This window comes from Microbacterium sp. UMB0228 (assembly GCF_002871415.1).
Classification (GTDB): Bacteria; Actinomycetota; Actinomycetes; order Actinomycetales; family Microbacteriaceae; genus Microbacterium.
On record NZ_PNFU01000002.1, the window covers coordinates 1 to 20,617 of the forward strand.

General features: G+C 69.1%; 20 protein-coding genes and 1 other annotated feature. Of the genes, 3 read left to right on the plus strand and 17 right to left on the minus strand.

Going from position 1 to position 20,617, the window contains the following annotated elements; translation table 11 throughout:
* Positions 1-30: 30 nt before the first annotated feature.
* The 6 genes from CJ226_RS04180 to dnaB all read right to left on the minus strand — a co-directional run bounded on the left by CJ226_RS04180 (position 31) and on the right by dnaB (position 6,284).
* A protein-coding gene (locus tag CJ226_RS04180) for an IS3 family transposase (protein ID WP_257996511.1) occupies positions 31-1,331 on the minus strand; the annotation gives its coding sequence in 2 pieces (ribosomal slippage) (positions 31-1,040 and positions 1,040-1,331; 1,302 coding nt in all).
* Positions 901-1,053 (minus strand) — a sequence feature (AL1L pseudoknot). It overlaps the preceding gene by 153 nt.
* 88 nt (positions 1,332-1,419) lie before the next feature.
* On the minus strand, positions 1,420-1,941 hold the full coding sequence (locus CJ226_RS04185) for a Mov34/MPN/PAD-1 family protein (protein WP_052323164.1): 522 nt from the start codon (positions 1,939-1,941) through the stop codon (positions 1,420-1,422).
* A complete protein-coding gene (locus CJ226_RS04190; protein ID WP_005054595.1) occupies positions 1,938-3,227 on the minus strand; it encodes a ThiF family adenylyltransferase in 1,290 nt (429 codons plus the stop codon). Before CJ226_RS04190 ends, CJ226_RS04185 begins: the two co-directional genes overlap by 4 nt.
* 13 nt (positions 3,228-3,240) lie before the next feature.
* Entirely contained in the window at positions 3,241-3,747 is a 507-nt protein-coding gene (locus CJ226_RS04195; protein ID WP_005054597.1) for a hypothetical protein, read from the minus strand.
* A 2-nt stretch (positions 3,748-3,749) separates the two neighbouring features.
* A complete protein-coding gene (locus CJ226_RS04200; RefSeq protein ID WP_005054599.1) occupies positions 3,750-4,706 on the minus strand; it encodes a hypothetical protein in 957 nt (318 codons plus the stop codon).
* A 201-nt stretch (positions 4,707-4,907) separates the two neighbouring features.
* Positions 4,908-6,284 (minus strand): replicative DNA helicase, encoded by a 1,377-nt coding sequence (gene dnaB, locus CJ226_RS04205; protein ID WP_102208426.1) that lies wholly within the window; start codon positions 6,282-6,284, stop codon positions 4,908-4,910.
* A 516-nt stretch (positions 6,285-6,800) separates the two neighbouring features.
* Here dnaB and CJ226_RS04210 point away from each other — a divergent pair.
* Both CJ226_RS04210 and CJ226_RS18000 read left to right on the plus strand, forming a co-directional pair.
* Positions 6,801-7,865 carry a hypothetical protein gene (locus CJ226_RS04210; protein WP_102208427.1) on the plus strand — a complete coding sequence of 355 codons (1,065 nt, stop codon included), beginning with the start codon at positions 6,801-6,803 and terminating at the stop codon, positions 7,863-7,865.
* 102 nt (positions 7,866-7,967) lie between these two features.
* Entirely contained in the window at positions 7,968-9,812 is a 1,845-nt protein-coding gene (locus CJ226_RS18000) for a hypothetical protein (RefSeq protein ID WP_180964529.1), read from the plus strand.
* 206 nt (positions 9,813-10,018) lie between these two features.
* On the opposite strand, the gene CJ226_RS04220 is transcribed toward CJ226_RS18000, so the two are convergent.
* From CJ226_RS04220 to rpsF, 6 genes are all read right to left on the minus strand, one after another.
* On the minus strand, positions 10,019-10,384 hold the full coding sequence (locus CJ226_RS04220; protein WP_102208428.1) for a cupin domain-containing protein: 366 nt from the start codon (positions 10,382-10,384) through the stop codon (positions 10,019-10,021).
* A gap of 16 nt (positions 10,385-10,400) precedes the next feature.
* The gene (locus tag CJ226_RS04225) at positions 10,401-12,536 is read right to left on the minus strand and encodes a CapA family protein (RefSeq protein ID WP_180964530.1); all 2,136 of its coding nucleotides are present in this window, start codon (positions 12,534-12,536) and stop codon (positions 10,401-10,403) included.
* Positions 12,537-12,677: 141 nt separating this feature from the next.
* On the minus strand, positions 12,678-13,130 hold the full coding sequence (gene rplI / locus CJ226_RS04230; protein WP_025102814.1) for a 50S ribosomal protein L9: 453 nt from the start codon (positions 13,128-13,130) through the stop codon (positions 12,678-12,680).
* A gap of 11 nt (positions 13,131-13,141) precedes the next feature.
* Positions 13,142-13,396 carry a 30S ribosomal protein S18 gene (rpsR, locus tag CJ226_RS04235; RefSeq protein ID WP_017203799.1) on the minus strand — a complete coding sequence of 85 codons (255 nt, stop codon included), beginning with the start codon at positions 13,394-13,396 and terminating at the stop codon, positions 13,142-13,144.
* Positions 13,397-13,467: 71 nt separating this feature from the next.
* Positions 13,468-13,968: a single-stranded DNA-binding protein gene (locus tag CJ226_RS04240; RefSeq protein WP_062637790.1), complete on the minus strand. Its 501-nt coding sequence runs from the start codon at positions 13,966-13,968 to the stop codon at positions 13,468-13,470.
* Positions 13,969-13,973: 5 nt separating this feature from the next.
* A complete protein-coding gene (gene rpsF / locus CJ226_RS04245) occupies positions 13,974-14,342 on the minus strand; it encodes a 30S ribosomal protein S6 (protein ID WP_021201450.1) in 369 nt (122 codons plus the stop codon).
* A gap of 224 nt (positions 14,343-14,566) precedes the next feature.
* Between rpsF and CJ226_RS04250 the strand changes: the two genes are divergently transcribed.
* Positions 14,567-15,271: a hypothetical protein gene (locus tag CJ226_RS04250; RefSeq protein WP_102208745.1), complete on the plus strand. Its 705-nt coding sequence runs from the start codon at positions 14,567-14,569 to the stop codon at positions 15,269-15,271.
* A 59-nt stretch (positions 15,272-15,330) separates the two neighbouring features.
* On the opposite strand, the gene CJ226_RS04255 is transcribed toward CJ226_RS04250, so the two are convergent.
* From CJ226_RS04255 to CJ226_RS04275, 5 genes are read right to left on the minus strand one after another with little or no spacing between them, the layout of a single operon-like run.
* Positions 15,331-16,170: an ABC transporter ATP-binding protein gene (locus CJ226_RS04255; RefSeq protein ID WP_062637788.1), complete on the minus strand. Its 840-nt coding sequence runs from the start codon at positions 16,168-16,170 to the stop codon at positions 15,331-15,333.
* A complete protein-coding gene (locus CJ226_RS04260; protein ID WP_102208430.1) occupies positions 16,163-16,978 on the minus strand; it encodes an ABC transporter ATP-binding protein in 816 nt (271 codons plus the stop codon). The genes CJ226_RS04255 and CJ226_RS04260 overlap by 8 nt, the downstream gene beginning before the upstream one ends.
* Positions 16,975-17,886, minus strand: coding sequence for an ABC transporter permease (locus CJ226_RS04265; protein ID WP_062637785.1), 912 nt, complete (start codon positions 17,884-17,886; stop codon positions 16,975-16,977). Before CJ226_RS04265 ends, CJ226_RS04260 begins: the two co-directional genes overlap by 4 nt.
* Positions 17,883-18,944: an ABC transporter permease gene (locus tag CJ226_RS04270; RefSeq protein ID WP_058631931.1), complete on the minus strand. Its 1,062-nt coding sequence runs from the start codon at positions 18,942-18,944 to the stop codon at positions 17,883-17,885. The genes CJ226_RS04265 and CJ226_RS04270 overlap by 4 nt, the downstream gene beginning before the upstream one ends.
* A gap of 10 nt (positions 18,945-18,954) precedes the next feature.
* Positions 18,955-20,538 (minus strand): ABC transporter substrate-binding protein, encoded by a 1,584-nt coding sequence (locus CJ226_RS04275; RefSeq protein ID WP_102208431.1) that lies wholly within the window; start codon positions 20,536-20,538, stop codon positions 18,955-18,957.
* Between the last annotated feature and the right edge of the window lie 79 nt (positions 20,539-20,617).

The following is a 20,617-nucleotide window of genomic DNA, read 5'->3' on the forward strand; positions in this document are numbered from 1 at the left end:
TGAAGCGCCCCGGGTTTCGTGGAGGCTCGGTTATCTGGGACCGGCTCCGACGGGAACCTGTTCTCCAACGTAGCTGACGGGCTCGTGGGATGCCCAGTGGGCGGCCTCGAACTCGGCGGGCGGGATGTGTCCGATCTCGCCGTGCAGGCGTCGGTGGTTGTACCAGTCGACGTATTCGGCGACCGCGATCTCGACGTCGCGGATCGACGCCCACCCGCCCTTGGGGCGCATCATCGGGTTGCGGATGCACTCGGCCTTGAACAACGAGTTCAGCGCCTCGGCCATCGCGTTGTCGTAGCTGTCACCGACCGTTCCGACGGACGCGACGGCGTCGGCTTCGGCGAGGCGCTCGGTGTAGCGAATGGCTCGATACTGCACTCCGGCATCGCTGTGATGGATCAGCCCGGTGATGTCCTGCCCCGCTCTGCGGCGCTCCCAGAGACTTATGTCGAGCGCGTCGAGGGCGAGATCGGTGCGCAGCGACGTGGACACCTGCCAGCCGACGACACGGCGAGAGAACACGTCGAGGACGAACGCGGCGTAGGTCCACCCGGCGTGGGTACGGATGTAGGTCAGGTCCGCAACCCAGAGCTGGTTCGGTGCCGTCGCGGTGAACGCGCGCTTCACGAGGTCGGCGGGCCGGTCGGTCTCCGCGCCGTCCCCGAAGGTGGTCTTGCGGGTCTTGTCGCGCCGGATGCCCTGGATGCCCGCGGCGCGCATCAGCCGCTCGACGGTGCAGCGGGCGACCTCGACGCCTTCCCGGTTCAGGGCCGCATGGATCTTCCTGGCGCCGTAGACACCGAGGTTCGCCTTGTGGACCACCCGGATGTCCTCGGTCAGCTCCGCGTCCCTGACAGCCCGGGCAGACGGCGGCCGGCTCTTTGCGGCGTAGTAGGTGCTCGGGGCGATCTGGACGTCCGCGTCACGCAGGACCTGGCAGATCGGCTCGACCCCGAACCGGTCGCGGTGCTCGTCGATGTACTCGACGAGCACCGCGGTCGGCACCTCGGCTACTTCAGCTTGCGGTCGAGCTCCGCCGCGGCGAAAAACGCTGATGCCGTCTTCAGGATCTCGTTCGCCCGCCGCAACTCCCGCACCTCGGCCTCGAGCTCCTTGATCCGCTGCGCCTCCGCGGTCGTCACCCCGGGCACCTGCCCGGCGTCGATCTCGGCCTGCTTCACCCAGCCCCGCAGTGTCTCCGGGTTGATCCCGAGCTGCTCGCCGATGCGCTGGAGCGCACCGGCCTTCCGCGCGGGGTCCTGTCGTGCCTCGACCGCGAGCCGCGTCGCGCGCTCACGCAACTCGTCCGGGTACTTCTTCGGTGCTGCCATGACTCTCATCCTCCGTGAGTTGAGAGCCTCCACCGAACCCGGGGCGCTTCAAGCAATGATGTGGGCAGCGGCCGGTACTGGTGAAACCTCAACTTCGATGTTGGACTTCAGTGGCTTCGCCGGGTGGCATCTGGTTCCGCGAGCCCTGATCGGTTGCTGTGAGTGCGAGCGCGGCACGGTGGAGTTCGATGCCGTCTGGCGATTGCGCGAGCACCCATACGCTCAGGTGCGGGCGGGGATTCGGTGACCCAATAAGCGCGATGAATCGATGGAAGCGAAGTTCCAAGTCGACGAGGTGGGAGATGTAGGTGTTGAGATCCAGCGGGCTGGGTTCTGGCGGACCGTTGGGATGGGTGTGCCATTCTCCGATCCATTGTGAGCGGTCGACCTTGTGGGCGCGGTCCGCGGCGAGTTGGGTGTATTCGAGGTCACGGAGGAAGTAGCCGGGTTGGTGGACGGCGTTCGGACCGGGTGCGGAGGCGGATGTAATGACGAGGGCGTTTTCGTGTCCGAAGAGTGCACCGCCGGTTTCGAGCGTGGGGTCGCTTCTCGCGATGATCGTTCTGATCGATGTGAGCGCACCCTGGGTGATACCGACGGTCCAGCTCACGGGTGGCGATGGCATGCGGGGCAGTCCGGGTAAGGGGGCGTCGCGGAGGACCAGTGCGGGTGGAGTGCTCGTCGCGCATCGAAGGGGGCGGCGTAGCCGGGTGATGGGCGGAGGGCGATGACGAGGTTGTCATCGGTGAGGGTCTGATCGACTTCACCGGCGTTTTGCAAGAGAGTCGCGACGGCGACTTTCGCTGCGATGCTCCCAACGAGGTGAAGGTCTCCACCTATTGCGGTCATCGGGTTGTGTCGGGTGCCGTCCCCGTAGCCTCGGTCCAGGCTCGGTTCGGGATCGATCATTCCGTTGTCGCGCATGTATCGACGCTGACAGTCGAGGCATCCGACCTCGGGCAGTGCACGGATGCGCAGAATCTCTCCGTATCTGCCGTCGGCGAGGACGCAGGCGAACACAATCGGTTTGCCCGCACGGCGTGCAAGGTAGTTTGCGACGCGTCGGGGTTCGACTCCGTCGACGGTGCAGATGATGATGTCGGCGGCGTCAATCAGGGGTCGGGTGATGTTGGCGTTGGCGGTGAGGTCGATGGGCCATGGGCTGATGTTGCTTTCCGGCCACTGCCTGTTCAGGGATGCCTTTAATCCATCCACTTTGGACATTCCAACGCTCGCGGCAGCGAGGACGTGCCGGGGAACGTTGTGGAAGAGGATCTTGTCAGGATCGACCAGGTCGATGTGGCCAACTCCGTAGCTTGCGAGTGCTTCGGCTGCGGCTCCTCCGATGCTGCCGGCGCCTAGCAGGAGCGCCCGCGAGGTCGAGAGGAGGCTGGTTGGCCAGAGGCTTCCAAGGGCGGTCACATGCTGGGTTCCGTCCTGGATGTCCAAAGAAATGGGGCGGACGGTGTCGTTCGAGATCGTCCACGCCGACCAGGCCGGAAGCCGTTCCCCATCGCGGATCTCCGGAGGGTCGGGACAGAAGGTCACGGCGATGTGCCATTGGCCGGGAAGCGGTGCGATCGCCTGCGGGACGAGGGTCTGGAAGGCGTCGAAGGGCATTGTCGCGTGTTGGTGGGTGAGAAGGTACGCGCAAAACGCGGCGTCCGCCGGCACTCGGTACCAGTGGCCGACGCGATTGAAGTCGGCGACCGTGAGGAAGTGGTCGGGATCCTCCGTGAGATGGACGAGGTCCGAGTCTTCGTTCGAGAGGGCGACGACTATGGCGGCCTTGTCCGGTGCGGACAGACGGCAGGTGAGATTGCCCCACGCGTACGACTTGTCGATGACCTCCATCGCTTCGGTGGGCAACAGCACCAGCCAGTTCTCGCCACTCATGCGCTGTGCTCGGTCACGCTGTCTCTTCCGCGGTCGCGGTGATCAAGTGATCGAGTTGCTCGTCGGTGACGATGCCGTTGACTGTCATGTTCGGGATCTTGCCGCGCTGAAACAGGGCGAACTCGATCATCCATCCCGACGCTTTCAGGATCAGATCGCTGGTCCGCGAGAAGAGGTCCCACTGGTCGGCATCACGGAGCAGGCAGAGGCCGCCATTGGGGAGCACGTGGTACTGGGTGAAGCTTCGCAGGGTGACGTCGGGCTGCGGTTCCAAAGGGTAGAGGATTGGTGGGACCGCGGGGAAGCCGTGCCCGTACGCGACCCGCGCGCGCAGCGGCTGGTCGACGAGGTTTGACAGCCCGGCTGGTTCGGGTCGTGTGAATGGCCATACCGGGAGTGCGCCGCTGAAGTGACCGGCACCTTCGGGCGTCCACTCGAGGGCGGGGGCCACCGAACCGATGTCGTCGATCTCCTGCGCGAGACGACCCGGGTCATCCTCCCACCAGCTGCGGAGGATCAAGGTCAGCCCTGCGGGGAATCGCGAACCGGACGCGGCCCAGTCTCTCCCGCTCCACCGGGAGGCAGTACGAGCGGGAACGCAGTCCCGAAGACGGACTGCCAGTGACGTGTCGCGGCCGGCTGATCATTGGAGGCGACGGCCCGAAGCGCCGCGACGGCGTCAGCTGCTGCATCCTCTAGGGACCTGCGCAGACCGGCCACGTCCAGACTCGGCTGGATCAACCCGGAGAGCTCCGCGGGATCTTCAACGCGCAAGGAGTGCGTCGAGGCGTTGACGAAGAAGTTCTTCAACGCCTCGGGTCGGTTGTTGCTCACCGACAGGCAGTCCAACGCGAGAACCTCCATCACGAGCGACTTGACCGTGCCGGTCACATCTTCATGCTGACGCGACCAGTACTTGAGGACCCGGACCAGCGGGCGAAACAACGACCAGTCCTGCTGCCGCCGTGCGACCTCGTTGATGAGGTACTCAGGGTCTGCGAGCGACCAGCGCTCCTCCTTCTTGAACGGGATCAGGATCCCGTCCGGACGTCGCAACGCTGGCATCACATCGACAGTGAACGCGTTGTCCTGCTCCGGCGGATCGACGAAACACTTCGCGGCGCGATTGCGGTCGGCGGTGCGGATCAGGCGCACCAGCTGCGCGCGCGATCCGTGGGACACGGAGAGGAGATCGTTCACCAGATCATGGCAACGCTCGATCGCCTCTTCGGCAGAGCCCCCGTCCTCGCCCCAGTCCGGGTGCTCGTCCTGATCGAACTCGACCACGAGATCCACATCATGCACCGGCTGCAGCTGGGTGCTGCGGGCGAGCGAACCCGACCCCCACACCACCTTCACATCCGGCGCGGTCAGCAACGCGGACGTGAAGGTGTCGCGACGGTCACGGGCAATCTGCACGACCTTCACATCCGCGTCGACAACCGACTGCAGGGTAGCGAAAGACTCGAGAACCGTCATGGAGCACCTCTCCCCAGCGGCCCGGGTGCGGGCGCTGATTCAGCGTACGGCCGACCTCGGACATCTTGCGGAAGAGTCGCCGTCTCTCGTCCCGCATACTCGGCGCCCTCACGTCCGACTACATGCAGCGTTCTCAGGAACATGGCGGATCCGCCATTTGTCCGCCACTTCATCTGAGAATCCGCCATCTTCGCCGAGAACCTACAAGTTGAAGTCGCCGCCCGGTGCCATGTCGGCGAACCGGGAATAGTGCCCCTGGAAGGCGACGGTGATCGTCGCGGTCGGACCGTTACGGTGCTTGGCCACGATGAGGTCGGCTTCGCCGGGACGGACGTCCTTGTCGTAGACCGAGTCGCGGTGCAGCAGGATGACCATGTCGGCGTCCTGCTCGATCGATCCGGACTCTCGCAGGTCGCTGATCGCGGGCTTCTTGTCCTGGCGCTGCTCGGGACCACGGTTCAGCTGCGACAGTGCGATGACCGGCACCTGCAGCTCCTTGGCGATGAGCTTGAGGCTTCGAGAGAACTCCGAGACCTCCTGCTGACGGGACTCGACGCGCTTACCCGACGTCATGAGCTGGAGGTAGTCGATGATGACCATGCGCAGACCGGCACGCTGCTTCAGCCGTCGGCACTTCGCCCGGATCTCGACGAGCGTCATGTTCGGGCTGTCGTCGATGTAGAGCGGGGCGTCGTTGATGCGGCCGCGGGTGGCGGCGACCGTCGTCCAGTCCCGCGGGTCGAGCGTTCCCTTGCGCATGTTCTGCAGCGGGATCGCCCCCTCGGCGCTGAGCAGACGCATCGCGATCTCGCTCTTGCCCATCTCGAGGGAGAAGAAGATCGAGGGGAAGTCGTGCCCGATCGAGGCCGCACGGGCGAAGTCGAGGGCGAGCGTGGACTTTCCCATCGCGGGTCGCGCGGCGACGACGATCATCTGCCCGCCGTGCAGGCCGTTGGTGAGCTCGTCGAGCTCGCGGAAGCCGGTGGGGATGCCGGTCATGGAACCGTCGCGGCCGTTGGCCGCCTCGATCTCCTCGACCGCGGCGTCGACCGCGACCGTGAGCGGCACGTAGTCCTCGGCCGTCTCCGAGCCGGTCACCGAATAGATCTCGGCCTGCGCGTTGTTGACGATGTCGGTCGCGTCGCCCTGGCCGTCGTAGCCGAGCTGGACGATGCGCGTCCCGGCGTCGACGAGGCGGCGGAGGATCGCGCGCTCGGAGACGATGCCGGCGTAGTAGCCGGCGTTGGCCGCGGTCGGGACGATCGACGTGAGCGTGTGCAGGTAGTCGGCGCCGCCGGCCTTGCTGAGCTCCCCCGTCTTGATCAGCTCGTCGGTGACGGCGACGACGTCGGTCGGCTCACCGTGGGAGTAGAGCGAGAGGATCGCCTCGAAGATGAGCTCGTGCTTGGGGATGTAGAAGTCGGCGCCCTTGAGCGTCTCGATCACGTCGGCGACCGCGTCCTTCGACAGGAGCATGCCGCCCAGGGCGCTCTGCTCGGCGAGGAGGTCGTGCGGAGGGGTGCGCTCGGGCGGACGCTGCCCTCCCAGGCGCTCCTCGGAGATGTCGGCGATCGACACTGTGTTCCCTTCGATGCGACGGTTCTGAGGCGGGCCCCGCGCGCGCATCCGCGGATGCCGGTGCGGGGGACCGCGGCCGCGCGGCGGCCATCCCCAGACAAGCAGGTGCCCCCGACATTCGGTCGCTCGACCACGCTATGAGCGGTCTCCACACGGTGCAACACGGCCTGTGGATAACCATGTGGACAGCGTGCGGACAATCTCGGAGTGTCTGTGCAGAACAGGTGTGGATAACCCGGTGGACGGTGTGAACACCGGACTTTTTTCATCGCCCTGAACAGGGTTTTACCGTTTCCCCACCCTGTGGATGAAAACGAGTTTAAATTGCGCGTTGAAGGTTTCCCCTCCGGAGGGGGCATGTGTAGAACCTGGGGAAAGTCAAGCCGGAAATCCGCCGGGCGCGTCACGATCTGACACGAGAAGAATCGGATGTAAACGCCCCTGGACAGACAGAGGGTCCGCGAGTATTCTGCCTCCCATCGACACACCCGTGGACCTTCGGAGGGGGAGGACGACGTGGACGCTCGGACCACCCGACGCGGCGTACCCCACGCCGTCCTCTGGGGTGGAATCGGCGCGCTCGCCTGGGCAGCCCTGACCGTCCTCACCGGCGGCGGCTCCGCGCACGCGGACGAGCAGCCGAAGGGTCCGCTCGACAGCCTCACCTCGGTCGTATCCGAGACCGTCACCGCCGTGACGAAGCCGGTCGTGAACGACGTCGTGGCTCCGGTGGTGAACCAGGTGGCGACTCCGGTGGTCCAGGAGGTCGTCGCGTCCGTGGTGCGCGAGGTCGTGGCTCCGGTCGTGACCCACACCGTCGCTCCCGTGCAGGAGGCCGCTCCCGCCGTCGTCGAGACGGTGACCGAGACGGTGACGCAGGTCCCGGTCGTCGGAGACGCCGCGGCCCCGGTGCTCGAGGCGGTCGCTGAGACCACCGAGACGGTCGTCGAGCCCGTGACCGACGTGCTCGGCTCTGCACCGGTCTCACAGATCACGGCGCCCGTGCTCGACCTCGTCGGCGGCCTTCCGCTGGTCGGCGGCATCGTCGTCGACTCCGGCGCCATCGACCTGGTCGAGAACGTCGTCGGCATCGTGGATGGCACGACCGGCCTGATCGGCGGCGTCGTCGAAGAGACCGTTCCGCCGGTCGTCGAGGTGCTCACGCCACACGAGCCGGCCGCACCGCAGACCCCGGAGGGCTCCGTCCCCGCGGGTGTGACCACGGCGCGCGACGAGATCGCCGCGCTTCCCGAGCCTGCGCCCGCGCCGTCGGCCTCCCCAAGCACGGGCCAGCACTCTGCGCTCCGTACCGTGGCTTCCTTTGCAGGCCCGGTCTCCGCGCCCGACTCCTCGGAAGCCGGCGCCGGTGACGCTGCTCCGGTGCCGCTCGGTGCTCCTCCGGCCGCTCCGGCCGCCCCCGCCTCTTCCTCCGCCACCTCGGCCGGCGGTTCCACCAGCGCCCCCGCTCGCCTCAGCGAGATCGGCGCCACCCCGCTCCGTGCTGGGGAGCGGGCAGCCGGCGCACGGGACGACGCCCTTCCGGGCGCCCCCGTCGCCGACACCGACGTCTCTCCCGACTGACGGACTGTCGCGTCATCCCACCCGGATGACAGATGCCGTGCTGCGCGCGCACTTCCTCGCGTGCATCCCATCAGACAGACCAGTCACGTCAGGAGAACCATCATGCGTACCTACGCGAAGCGCGTCCTCTGGGGCACGCTTATCGCCGGCGGGATCACCCTGCTCGGCGCGACAGCCGCCAATGCGGCCGAGACATCCGGAGACGACGGCTTGCTCTCCGGCACCCAGGCCGTAGCGCCCATCACCGCCCCGATCACGGTCGTCGACAACGCGATCTCCGTGCTCGGCGATGCGGCATCCACGGCGCCTGCTCCGGCACCGGCTCCCGCTCCCGCCCCGGCTCCCGCCCCCGCTCCGCAGACGAGCGGCGCGGAGGGCACGGCATCCGGCACCCAAGCCGTGGTGACGGTGAACCTTCCCGTCACGGTGACGGACAATGCCATCAGTCTCACCGAAGACTCCACGACCAGCACCCCGGCCGCCGCTCCTCCCCAGAGCGCGGCTCCCCAGGCCCCTGACGCGGCCGGGGTGCTTTCCCTCGACACGGACGGCCTGGATGGTGTGCTCTCGGGCACCCAGGCTCTCGTGGCGGTCAACGCCCCGGTGACCGTGTCCGACAACGCCATCTCGCTGCTCGGTGACTCCGAGTCGGCCGCCGAGGGAGAGAGCGCCGCAGCACCGGCGCCTGCCCCCGCGACCGGGTCGAGCACCTCGGGCGAGGACGGCACCGCGAGCGGCACCCAGGTCGTCGCCCCGGTGACGGCCCCGGTCACCGTCGGCGGCAACGCCATCTCGCTCCTCGGCGACAGCGAGGCCTCCGGCACCACCGGCGGCACTGCGACCCCGACCGCACCCGCGACCGGGTCGAGCACCTCGGGCGAGGACGGCACCGCGAGCGGCACCCAGGTCGTCGCCCCGGTGACGGCCCCGGTCACCGTCGGCGGCAACGCCATCTCGGTCCTCGGCGACAGCGAGGCCACCGGCACTACCACCGGCGGCACCGCGGCCCCGACCGCACCCGCGGCCGGAGGCAGCACCACCGGCGGAGACGACAGCACCCTCGGCGGCACCCAGGTGGTCGCACCCGTGACCGCCCCCATCGGCGTCACCGGCAACGCCATCTCCGTCACCGACGACGCCACCGTCACCGGCACCACCGGCGCCACGTCCCCGACCGCACCGGCGGCCGGAGGCAGCACCACCGGCGGCGACGACAGCATCCTCGGCGGCACCCAGGTGGTCGCACCCGTGACCGCCCCCATCGGCGTCACCGGCAACGCCATCTCCGTCACCGACGACGCCACCGTCACCGGCACCACCGGCGGCACGACGTCCCCGACCGCACCGGCGGCCGGCGGCAGCACCACCGGCGGCGACGACAGCACCCTCGGCGGCACCCAGGTGGTCGCACCCGTGACCGCCCCCATCGGCGTCACCGGCAACGCCATCTCCGTCACCGACGACGCCACCGTCACCGGCACCACCGGCGGCACCACGTCCCCGACCGCACCCGCGACCGGAGGCAGCACCACCGACGGCGACGACAGCATCCTCGGCGGGACTCAGCTGGAGCTCCCCGTGACGCTTCCCATCACGATCGGCGGGAACGCGATCTCCGTCGTCGGCGAGAGCACGGTGACCGATCCCGGCACGAACCCCGGAACGGACCCGGGCACGGATCCGGGCACTGATCCCGGAACGGACCCGGTCACCGACCCCGGAACCGACCCGGGCACCGACCCCGGCACCGACCCCGGAGTGAACCCGGGAACGACGCCGAGCACCGGAGCTGGCATCACCAGCATGCCGTGGGCTGCGGGTGCCGCCGCGACGGGTGAGGCCACCGGCCTCGCGATGACCGGTGGCGCCTCGGCCCCGTGGCTGTGGGCCCTCGCCGCTCTCCTGCTGCTGGGAGGTGCGGGCCTGCTGCGCCGTCGCACGGCGTAGGCGCTGAGCCCCGGCGGTGGCGATGTCCTCGGGGGAGGAGACTCGCCCCCGCCGGTGCGCGGCAGCGTCCGCACGTGCGGTGCAGCCCTCGCTGCGCTTCCTCTGCCGAGCGTGACCGCCGCGCAAACGGCGGATGCCCCGTGGTCCCCCCACCGCGGGGCATCCGTGCGCCCGTTCTGCGGACGCACGGGACGCGATGCGGGGGCTTAGCCGAGCTCCTGGAGCTCCGCCGTCATGTCGCCGCCTGCGTCTCCGGTGTTGACCGTGCCCTTCGGCTCGAAGAGGATCGCGTGCACTTCTTCCCCGGCTTTCGGGCAGTGCTCGACGCCCCGGGGCACCACGAACACGTCGTTCGGGTTCAGGATGACGTCGCGGTCGCGGAGCTGGATCGTCAGGCGTCCGCTCACCACGAAGAACAGCTCGTCGGTCTCGGGATGCGTGTGCCAGACGAACTCGCCCTGCAGCTTCACGACCTTGACGTCGTAGTCGTTGACGCTCGTCAGCCGGTGCGGCTGCCAGTGCTCGTGGATGGTGGACAGGGCCTCGTGCACGTTGCGAACGTCGTCCGTCATGGCCAGCAGCCTATCCTCACGGCGGGGCGATCAACCCGTCGGCGTCGACGACAGCGGCACTGCCCGGGAAGTCCCGCTGGCCGCGCTCGTCCATCAGGGCGCCGGCCCGACCGGTCGGATCGGGCTCCGGGGCGCCGCCGTCGGCCCCCAAGCGGATCGAGCGGACCTGTCCGCCGAGAAACGTTCCGTCGGCACGGAGACGGACCGACAGGTAGGCGCCGAAGCGGGTCTCCTCCTCGGCCCCGAAGACGCCCCCGCCCGCGAAGTTGCCCAGGCTGTAGGCGATGAGGCGGCCGCGGTAGAACTCCGCACCCCGGACGACGTGCGGACCGTGCCCGACCACCAGATCGGCGCCGGCGTCGACGGCTGCGTGGGCGAACGCCTGCGGATCACCCCGGTTCTCCCCGAAGCTGTGCTCGGTCCCCCCGGTGACCGCGTCGGCCTCCGGTCCCTCGGCGCCCATGTGCGCGTGGACGACGACGAGGTCGGCCTGCTCCGCCGCCGCACGCACGACCTGACCGACGTGACGGAGGTCGGTGACCCGGTTGAATCCCCCATACGGCGCGAAGCCGACCAGGGCCACGGTGGTCTCCCCCACCCTCGTCACGACGACCTCGTTCCGGTCCCCGACGGCGTCCATGCCCTCCGCGCGCAGAACGGTCCTCGTCTCGTCGACGCCCTCCCGGCCGAAGTCGTGACTGTGGTTGTTCGCCTGATTGAGCACGTCGAAGCCGCGCAGCGCCGCAGCGGCATCCGGCTCGCTGCGGAACGCGAGGCAGTGGTCGCTCCCGCCGCACTTGTCGACGCCGGTGTCCGCCGCGATCACCTGCTCCAGGTTGCCGGTGACGATGTCCTCGGTGAACCAGGGGCGTACCTCGTCGAAGGTCGATCGCCCGCGATCCGCCGGGATTCCGTGCGACGCGTCGTACAGCAGGATGTCCCCGACGGCGCCGATGCTCACCTCTCCCGCGCGGGCTCCGTCCCGGTCGGCGATCGCGGCCGGCCGAGCGGGGATCGCCGCTGCCGCGCTCACGGCGAAGCCGACCCCCAGCAGTGCCAGCACCGCGACCGGGGTCCGCCAGGGGACTCTGCGAGGCGCGCGGTCGACCGCGGCCCGCCGACGAGGCAGATCCCACAGCCAGGTGAGTCCGTCGCGAGCGGTGAGCCGATCGAGGCCGATGCACGCGGCGACGAGACCCGCCGTGAGCACGATCGGGAGCAGGAGGGCCGCGATCAGCTGCACCGCCTGCCCCGCGTCGGAGAGCACGCCCACGAGCGCGGCGTCGGCGAGCGCGAGCAGCGGCATGTGCAGGAGGTAGATCGGCAGGGTCCGGACGCCGAGCGCCTGCAGGCCCCGCCCGACCAGAGGGAGGCCCGCGAGGATCGGGGCGACCGCGAGTCCCATCGCCACCCCGAGGACGGACACGGCCGGCCACACCCCGGGAACGGTCTCCGTGCCCGTCACGCGCATGACGGCGTAGGCGGCGAGGTATCCGAGGATCAGGGCCCCGGCGAGTGCGGGTCGCGGCCGAGCGGTGAAGCGACGGATGCGCGGCGCGAGGTACGCGCCTCCGAGGAAGAAGAAGAGGTTGTAGAGGAGCGATCCGCGGTTGCTCACCACGTCGACCAGTCCGGCGGCCACCGCCACCGAGAGCATGCCGGAGCCCACCAGCAGGACGCCGCGCGGCAGCCGGTGCAGGCCCTTCGCGACGACGAAGTACAACGCGAGCGCGTAGAGGTACCAGGTGTTCGGCGGGCTGATCGTCACCCCCTCCACGAACGCGGAGACGCTCCGCGGCACGAACGTCGGGAAGTCCGGGAATGCCCACATCGCGGCGGCGTGGATGAGGCTCCACAGCAGGTACAGGTAGAGGAAGCGGACGACGCGGGGACGGAACACGACGGCCCACGGTCGGGCCAGCGCCGCGGAGGCGAAGTACCCGGACAGGAACAGGAACAACGGCATGAGGAACGGCCAGATGAGGTCGCTCGCGAGACCCCAGGCTCCAGGGAGGGGGATACCGAGCCGCCAGTCGACCTGCAGGTAGGTCTTCAGCACGACGTGCCAGAACACCACGAGGACGATCAGCAGCCCCTTCGCGGCATCGCCCCAGGGCGCTCTGGATGTCGGGAAGGGGGGTGGTGTCACCATGGAATCGAGCCAACAGCACAGCATGTTGCGTCGGCGTATGAGAAATGTCGCCTGATCCTCACCTCGTCCCGATGCAGAACGCCCCCTGTCCCGGAGGACAGGGGGCGTTCCGTTCGACAGGCGTGCGCCCGTCGGGTGCCTTTACTTGGCGGCGACGACCTGCAGCGTGATGACGGCAGTGACGTCCTCGTGCAGACGCACGGTCGCCTCGTGCTCACCGGTCGCCTTGATGGGCGAGGGGATGTGCACCTTGCGCTTGTCGATCGAGCCGAGGCCCGCAGCCGTGACGGCCTCTGCGACGTCGGCGGTCTTCACCGAGCCGAACAGACGGCCTTCCTTGCCGGCCTTCACCGCGAGACGCACCTTGGTGCCCTCGAGGGTGTTCTTCAGGGCCACAGCCTCGTCGCGGTCGTGGATCGCGCGTGCCTGACGCGCGGCCTGGATCGACGCGACCTGCTTTTCGCCACCACGGGTCCACGCCGTAGCGAAGCCCTGGGGGATGAGGTAGTTGCGGGCGTACCCGTTCTTGACCTCGACCACGTCACCGGCGCTACCCAGCCCGGCGACCTCGTTCGTGAGAATCAGCTTTGCCATCTCAGTACCCCTTACCGGCCGGCGCCAGCGTAGGGCAGGAGCGCCATCTCGCGCGCGTTCTTGATCGCGGTGGCGATCAGACGCTGCTCCTGCACCGACACACCGGTGATGCGACGGGCGCGGATCTTGCCGCGCTCCGAGACGAACTTGCGGAGGGTGGCGACATCCTTGTAATCGATGACGCCGACCCGGATGGACTTCGCGGGAGCGGCGTTCTTCGCGCCCTTCCGCGGCTTGCGGCGGTCGCCGCTCGACTTTCCAGCCATTGCTTTTCCTTAGTGATGAGCGGGGTGCGGCCCTTCGACAAGCTCAGGGACCCACCCGTGAAGAAGTGTTTTCAGAAGGGGGTGTCGTCGCCGAAGCTGCCCGGAGTGCTCCAAGCGTCGGCGCTGGTCGACGAGCCGGGCGTGGACCACGGCTCCTCCGACACCTGCTGCTGCGCGGGACGGGACTGTCCTCCGCCGCCACCGCCCGAGGCCGCACGGGTGACCTGCGCGGTCGCGTACCGGAGCGAGGGGCCGATCTCGTCGACCTCCAGCTCGATCGCGGTGCGCTGGTTGCCCTCGCGGTCCTGGTAGGAACGCTGGCGCAGACGACCCTGCGCGATCACGCGCATGCCCTTGGTGAGCGAGCCCGCCACGTGCTCGGCGAACTCACGCCACACCGAGGCGCGGAGGAACAGCGCTTCGCCGTCCTTCCACTCGTTCGCGGCACGGTCGAAGTTGCGAGGCGTCGATGCGATGGTGAAGTTCGCCACCGGCAGCCCGTTCTGCGTGTAGCGCAGCTCGGGGTCGGCGGTGAGGTTGCCCACCACGGTGATGACGGTTTCGCCGGCCATGAGACTTAGGCCTTCGCAGCCTTGGCGGCCTTGCGGGCAGCCTTCTCTTCGGAGCGCTTGGCCTCGGAAGCGATCATCGCCTGAGCCTCTTCGGCGCGGAGCACCTTGGTGCGCATGATCTGCTCGTTCAGCTTGAGCTGACGGTCGAGCTCCTGCGTGGCGGCGCTGGTCGCGGTGAAGTTGACGACGGCGTAGATGCCCTCGGTCTTCTTCTGGATCTCGTAGGCGAGACGGCGCTTGCCCCAGATGTCGACGTTCTCGATAGAGCCACCATCGTTGGTGATGACCTTCAGGAACTTGTCGAGCGTCGGGGCGACCTGGCGCTCGTCGATCTCGGGGGTCAGAATGACCATGAGTTCGTACTGGTGCGTCACTTACCCACCTCCTTCGGACTAGAACGGCTCTCGGGACTTTCCCGGGAGCAGGAGGGTGTGTGCACGTGCCCACCTCAAGCGACCGAGTGGACGCCGGAAGGCAGACAACCTCAACAGTCTAGCGGAGTTTCCTCGGAGCTGCCTCCCGCGGATCCGCCCGGTCCTTGGCATGCTGGAGGGCGTGCCTGGTGACGGTCATCGGCACGGACCTGGAGGGGGGCGCCATGCGCGTCAACAAGTGGGGGGTCGGCGTCGTGCTCGCCGCCGCCGTCATGCTCACCGGATGCTCGGCGGGAGCGTCGGACAAGCCGGCAGAGCCGAAGCCGAGCGCTGCCGCATCGCAGGAGGCCCAAGCGCCGTCCAGCGACTGCCCCGAACTCGCCGACGGTGCCACCGTCGACGGCTCCGCCCTCGGCGCCTGCATCGCCGAGGCCATGACCGACACCGCCGGCTATGCCGCCAAGACCGTCGTGATGGGCATGGAGTCCACCACGCGCTTCAACCCGTCCGAGAAGGCACTGGAGTCGCTCTCGCCGATGGGCTCGGTCGTCGCGATCGGCGACGAGGTCTGGGTGAAGTCGCCGTCGAGCGACTGGCAGGCCGCCGACCCGTCGTCGAGCGACCCGATCATCGCGGGGCTCAGCGCCACCGCGAAGGACGTCACCGCGATGGACCCGGCCGCGACGGCGAAGACCATCACGGGCGAGTTCACCGTGACCGGCACCGGCGAGCGCCTCGGCCAGAAGGTCTACCTCCTGAGCGGCACCGTCGAGCAGGCGGGCACGCCGGTCGAGGTCGTGTTCGAGGTCACCGAGGACTACGTCAACCTCGCCTCCACCAGCTCGGCGACCATCGAGGGCCAGTCGGTCGACGTCGCGCTCGAGATCACGGAGTGGGACGTGAAGCAGGACATCGTCGCGCCGCTCTGATCGGACGAGACACACGGAAGGGCCGGAGCGCACGCTCCGGCCCTTCGCCGTATCCGGCGTCAGTAGGCGACGGGAGGAACCTCGGCCCAGACCGCGCGGTCGTCGGCGGAGGGCGCATCGGGGATGCGGCCCATCCCGTCGGGCTCCGGGATCGCGGCGAGCAGCGCCTGCGTGTAGGGGTGCCGCGGCGCCGCCCACAGCTCATCGGTCGGCCCGGATTCGAGCACCCTCCCGCCGAACATCACGAACGTGCGGTCGGCGATGCGGCGCACGACGGCGAGGTCGTGGGAGATGAAGAGCATCCCCGCGCCGGACTCGGCCACGAGATCGCGCATCAGTCCCGCGACACTCGTCTGGGTGGACGCGTCGAGGGCGGAGATGGGTTCGTCGGCCACGAGCAGCGAGGGCCGCGCGGCGAGCGCTCGGGCGATCGCGATGCGCTGCTTCTGTCCGCCGGAGAACTGATGCGGGAAGCGGGTGCGCACCTGGGCGGGCAGTCCCACCCGCTCCAGCCACTCCTCCACGGTGGAACCGGCGGCACCGCGCGCACGGGCGGTCGCGATGCCGTCGGAGATCTGGTCGCCGATCCGCCGGCGCGGGTTCAGCGAGGTCGCCGGGTCCTGGAAGACCATCTGGATGCCGGTGAGCGCCGTCTCACGACGGCGGATCCCCAGCGGCGCGACGGGGGCGCCGCGGAACGACACGGTCCCGGCGGCGGTCTTCTCGATGCCGACGACGGCGCGGGCCAGGCTCGACTTGCCGCTGCCGGACTCGCCCACGAGGGCGACCGTCTCCCCCGCCGCGACACTCAGCGAGACGCCGTTGACCGCGATCACGGGCGGGGTGCCCGGGTACCGCACCACCACGTCGCGGGCGTCGAGGACGCTGACCTCACTCATCCGCGGCCTCCTCGGGGCTCTCGTCCATGCGCGACCCCGGCAGGGCCGCGAGCAGCATGCGGGTGTACTCGTGCTGCGGGGCGCGGAACAGCGTCTCCCGATCGGCGAGCTCGACGATGCGGCCGTCCTTCATGACGGCGACCGTGTCGGCGATCGCGCTCATCACGCCCAGGTCGTGGGTCACGAGCAGCACGGCGAGGTTCCGCTCGGTCGCGAGGTCGCGCAGGAGCTTCAGGATGCCGGCCTGCACCGTCACGTCGAGGGCGGTCGTCGGCTCGTCCGCGAGCAGCACCTCCGGGTCGCACGCGAGGGCGCACGCGATCGCGATGCGCTGCCGCTGTCCGCCGGAGAACTGATGGGGATACCGCTTCAGGACCTCGGCCGGGTTCGGCACCTGCACGGTCTGGAGCAGCTCCACCGCGCGCTCGCGCGCGGCGGCGCCCTTGAGCCCGAGGTGCACGCGCATGTGATCGGTGAGCTGGCGGCCGACCGGCAGCTGCGGATGCAGCGAGGCCGACGGGTCCTGGAAGACCATCGCGATGCGCTTCCCGCGGACGCGGTTGAGCCCCCGGCGGTTGCGACCGACGAGCTCCTCCCCCGCGAGCAGGATCGAGCCGCCGGTCTTCGCCTGTCGCGGCAGGAGGCCGAGCACCGCCAGGGAGGTGAGCGTCTTGCCGGAGCCCGACTCCCCCGCGAGGCCGTGGATGCGCCCGGGTTCGAGCTCCAGGGACACGCCCTTCACCAGCGGACGGCCGATGTCGATCGTGAGGTCGCGGATGCTCAGCGTCGCCGTGCTCTGCGCGGTCATGCGGGCACCCCCGTCGCGGAGGCGGTGTGCTCCGCCTGCTTCTCGTGTGTGATCTCGGCGGTCGGGTCGAGCACGTCGCGCATCGCGTCGCCGAGGAAGTTGAACGCGAGCACCACGGTGAGGATCGCGAGTCCCGGGAAGACTCCGAGCCACCAGGCGTCGAAGTTCTGCATCGCACCGGAGATCATCGACCCCCACTCCGCCGTCGGCGGCTGCGCACCGAGACCGAGGAAGGAGAGCCCCGAGAGGAGCAGGATCGCCGCGCCGATGTCGAGCGTCGCGAGCACGAGGACCGGGCCGGCGATGTTCGGCAGGATGTCGACGAAGAGGGTGCGCAGCGGCGAGTGGCCGAGCAGGCGGCCGGCGATCACATAGTTCTGCCCGCGGAGACCGAGCACGATGCTGCGGGTGACGCGGGCGTACTGCGGCCACGAGACCACGATCGCGGCGATGACGGCGTTGAACAGCGAGGGGCCGAGCGAGGCCGCGACCACCATGGCGAGGATCACCGTCGGGAAGGCCATGAAGAGGTCGGTGACGCGCATGAGCGTCTCGTCGACGGCGCGCCCGAAGTACCCGGCGACCGCGCCGACGAGGGTGCCGATGATGAGGGCGGCGATCACGAGCATGAGCGCGAGCGGCAGACTCACCGTCGCGCCGGTCATCAACCGGGAGAAGATGTCGCGGCCGTTGCCGTCGGTACCGAGGATCGTGTCGATGCCCGGCGGCTGCAGGCGCGGCAGCACCTGCGCGTTCGGCGGGTAGGGCACCCACCACTGCGCGGTGAAGGCGACGATGATCCAGGCACCGGCGATGACGGTGCCGATGATGCCGAGCGGGGTGCGCCAGGCACGCGGCCAGCGGAAGCGGGAGCGTCCGGCGGGGGTCGCTGCGGCGATGCGGCTCATGCGATCCTCACTCTCGGGTCGAGCACGCCGTAGAGCAGGTCCACGATGAAGTTGATCAGGAGGTAGATGACGCCGACCACGAGACCGACGCCCATGATGCCGGGAAGGTCGAGGTTCGCGGCGGAGTTGTAGGCGTACGTGCCCAGCCCCGGCCAGGCGAACACCGACTCGACGAGCACCGTTCCGGAGAGCAGGGCCCCGAACGCGACACCCACCACGGTGAGGATCGGCAGCGAGGCGCCACGGAGCACGTAGTCGAGGATGACGCGCATCGCCGGCAGGCCCTTGGCACGGGCCGCGCGCACGTAGTCGCTGCCGAGGACCTCGAGCACCGATGTGCGGATGAAGCGGGTGAGCAGTCCGATGGTCACGAGCGAGAGCACCATGACCGGCAGTGCGAGGTGCGCGAGGGCGTCGAAGAAGCCGACCGCGTCGCCGTTGAGCAGGTAGTCGACCGTGTAGAGCCCGGTCACGCGCGGCGGCGGGGTGATCGACGGCGAGATGCGTCCGGAACCCGGGGCGATCCGCAGCTCCAGGAAGAACACGTAGAAGCTGACCAGAGCGAGCCAGAAGGTCGGGACGCTGAGCCCGACGAGCGTGACGACGCGGATCACCTGGTCGGTGACGAGGCCGCGGCGGTAGGCGGCCAGGGTGCCCAGCACGATGCTGACCGCGAGGCTGACGATGATCGCGCCGATCGCGATCTCGATCGTCGCGGGCACGGCGGTGGCGAGGTCGCTGGTGACCGGGCGTCCGGTCACCAGCGACGTGCCGAGGTCCCCGCGCAGCAGGTTCCCCATATAGATGAAGTACTGCACGAACAGTGGCTGGTCGAGTCCGTTCGCCTTGATGAACGCCTCGCGCGTCGCGGGGTTCTGCGACGCGCCCTCACCGAGCGCGGCCGAGACCGGGTCTCCCGGCACCAGGTTGGTGAGCGCGAACGTGACGATCGTCACGCCCACCAACAGGAGCAGAGAGGTCCCGGCCCGCCGCAGCAGGTATCCGACGAGAGGCGAGCGGCGCCGCTGCGCCTGCCTCTGCACGGCCACTGTCGTCATGGCGATCCGCTCAGCCGGCCGGCTGGATCTCGGCGATGTCCATCTCCCACACGGAGTTGTACACGGCGCCGGACACGCTGGAGGCGGAGGAGATGTTGCGACCGGGGACGATCAGCGGCACGAACGGGCCCTCGGCCTGCATGGCCTCGGCGAACTCGGTGAAGGCCTCGGTGCGCTGCTCGGCGTCGGTCGCGACGGCCGCACCGGCGGCGATGCCCGCGATCTCCGGGTTGGCCTCGGCCGCCCAGCCGGCGCGGAGGCCGACCTTCAGACCCGGGGCGAAGGGGAGGAAGTTCGCCGAGTCGGCGTAGTCCGGACCCCAGAACCACAGGCCGAAGCCCTCGGTGCCGTTGACGTACGCGTCGAGCTCGGTCGCGAACGGTGCCGGAGCCAGGTCGACGGCGATGCCGGCGTCCTCGAGCTGCGCCTGGATGCGCTCCGCGAGCGGGGTGAACTCCACGCCGCCGACCGGGTAGTCGTTCGGGAACTGGAGCGTGACGGTCTGACCGGTGTACCCGGCCTCCTCCAGCGCGGCCTTCGCCTTGTCGAGGTCCTGCTCCACGCCGCTGTCGAGGGCGCCTTCGAACCCGGGCGGGATGACGCCGGTCGCCTGGACCGCACCGGCACCGGCGAGCTCGAGCAGCGCGTCGTAGTCGAGCGCGTAGCGGATGGCCTCCGCGATCTTCACGTTCGCGAGGTCACCGCCGGCTTCGCCCTGGTCGAGCAGCAGGAAGATGGTCTGGCCGGACGGGACCGAGTCGACGCTGATGTCGTCGCCGAGACCGGCGACCTGGTCGCCGTTGAGGTCCATCGCGACCATCGAGTCGCCGCCCTTGAGGTTGGCGAGCTGGGTCGCGCTCTCCGAGACGTTGCGCACGACGACGCGGCTGTAGGCCGACTCCTCGTCGCCGTTGTACTCGTCGTTGCGCGTGAGGACGACCTGCGAGCTGAGGTCGAGCGTATCCAGCACGAACGGGCCGGATCCGGCGGACTCGCCGTCGAGGAAGCCCTGGGCGCTGTCGGAGCCGTCGGTGCTTCCGCCGTTCTCCATGACGACGTCGGCGTTGACGATGCCGAGCGCCGGGTTCGCGAGGATCGCGGGGAGCTGCAGCAGCGGGGCCTCCGAGGTGAACCGGATGGTCTTGTCGTCGACCTCCTCGATCGTGAGGCCGCCGAGCAGGAAGTTCGGCTTGGCGTCTTCCATGCCCTGGATGCGCTGCAGCGAGAACACGACGTCCTTCGCCTCGATGGGCGAGCCGTCGGAGAACACGCGGTCGCCCTCGAGCGTGAACGTGAACTCGGTCGCCTCGTCGTTCTGTTCCCACGACGCGAGGCCCGGGACCGGAGTGGAGACGTCGGAGCCCTCGAAGTCGACGAGGGTCTCGTACAGCGCCTTCGCGATCATGTTGCCGGTCGGGTCGTACGTGTGACCCGGGTCGGCCGTCTCGATCGAGAACGCGGTGTCGATGACGAGGGAGTCGGAGCCCTGGGACGACTCGGAGGTGTTCGCCGAGTTCCCTCCCGAGCAACCTGCGAGCGCCAGGAGCGCGACGGCTCCGAGCGCGATGACCGGCGTGATACGGCGTGACGACATCAGGGCCTCCAAGGGCGAGGAGTACATTCGGGTCCGGTCGCCACCGATGTGGACGACCGGGGATCAGATTCGCATCATA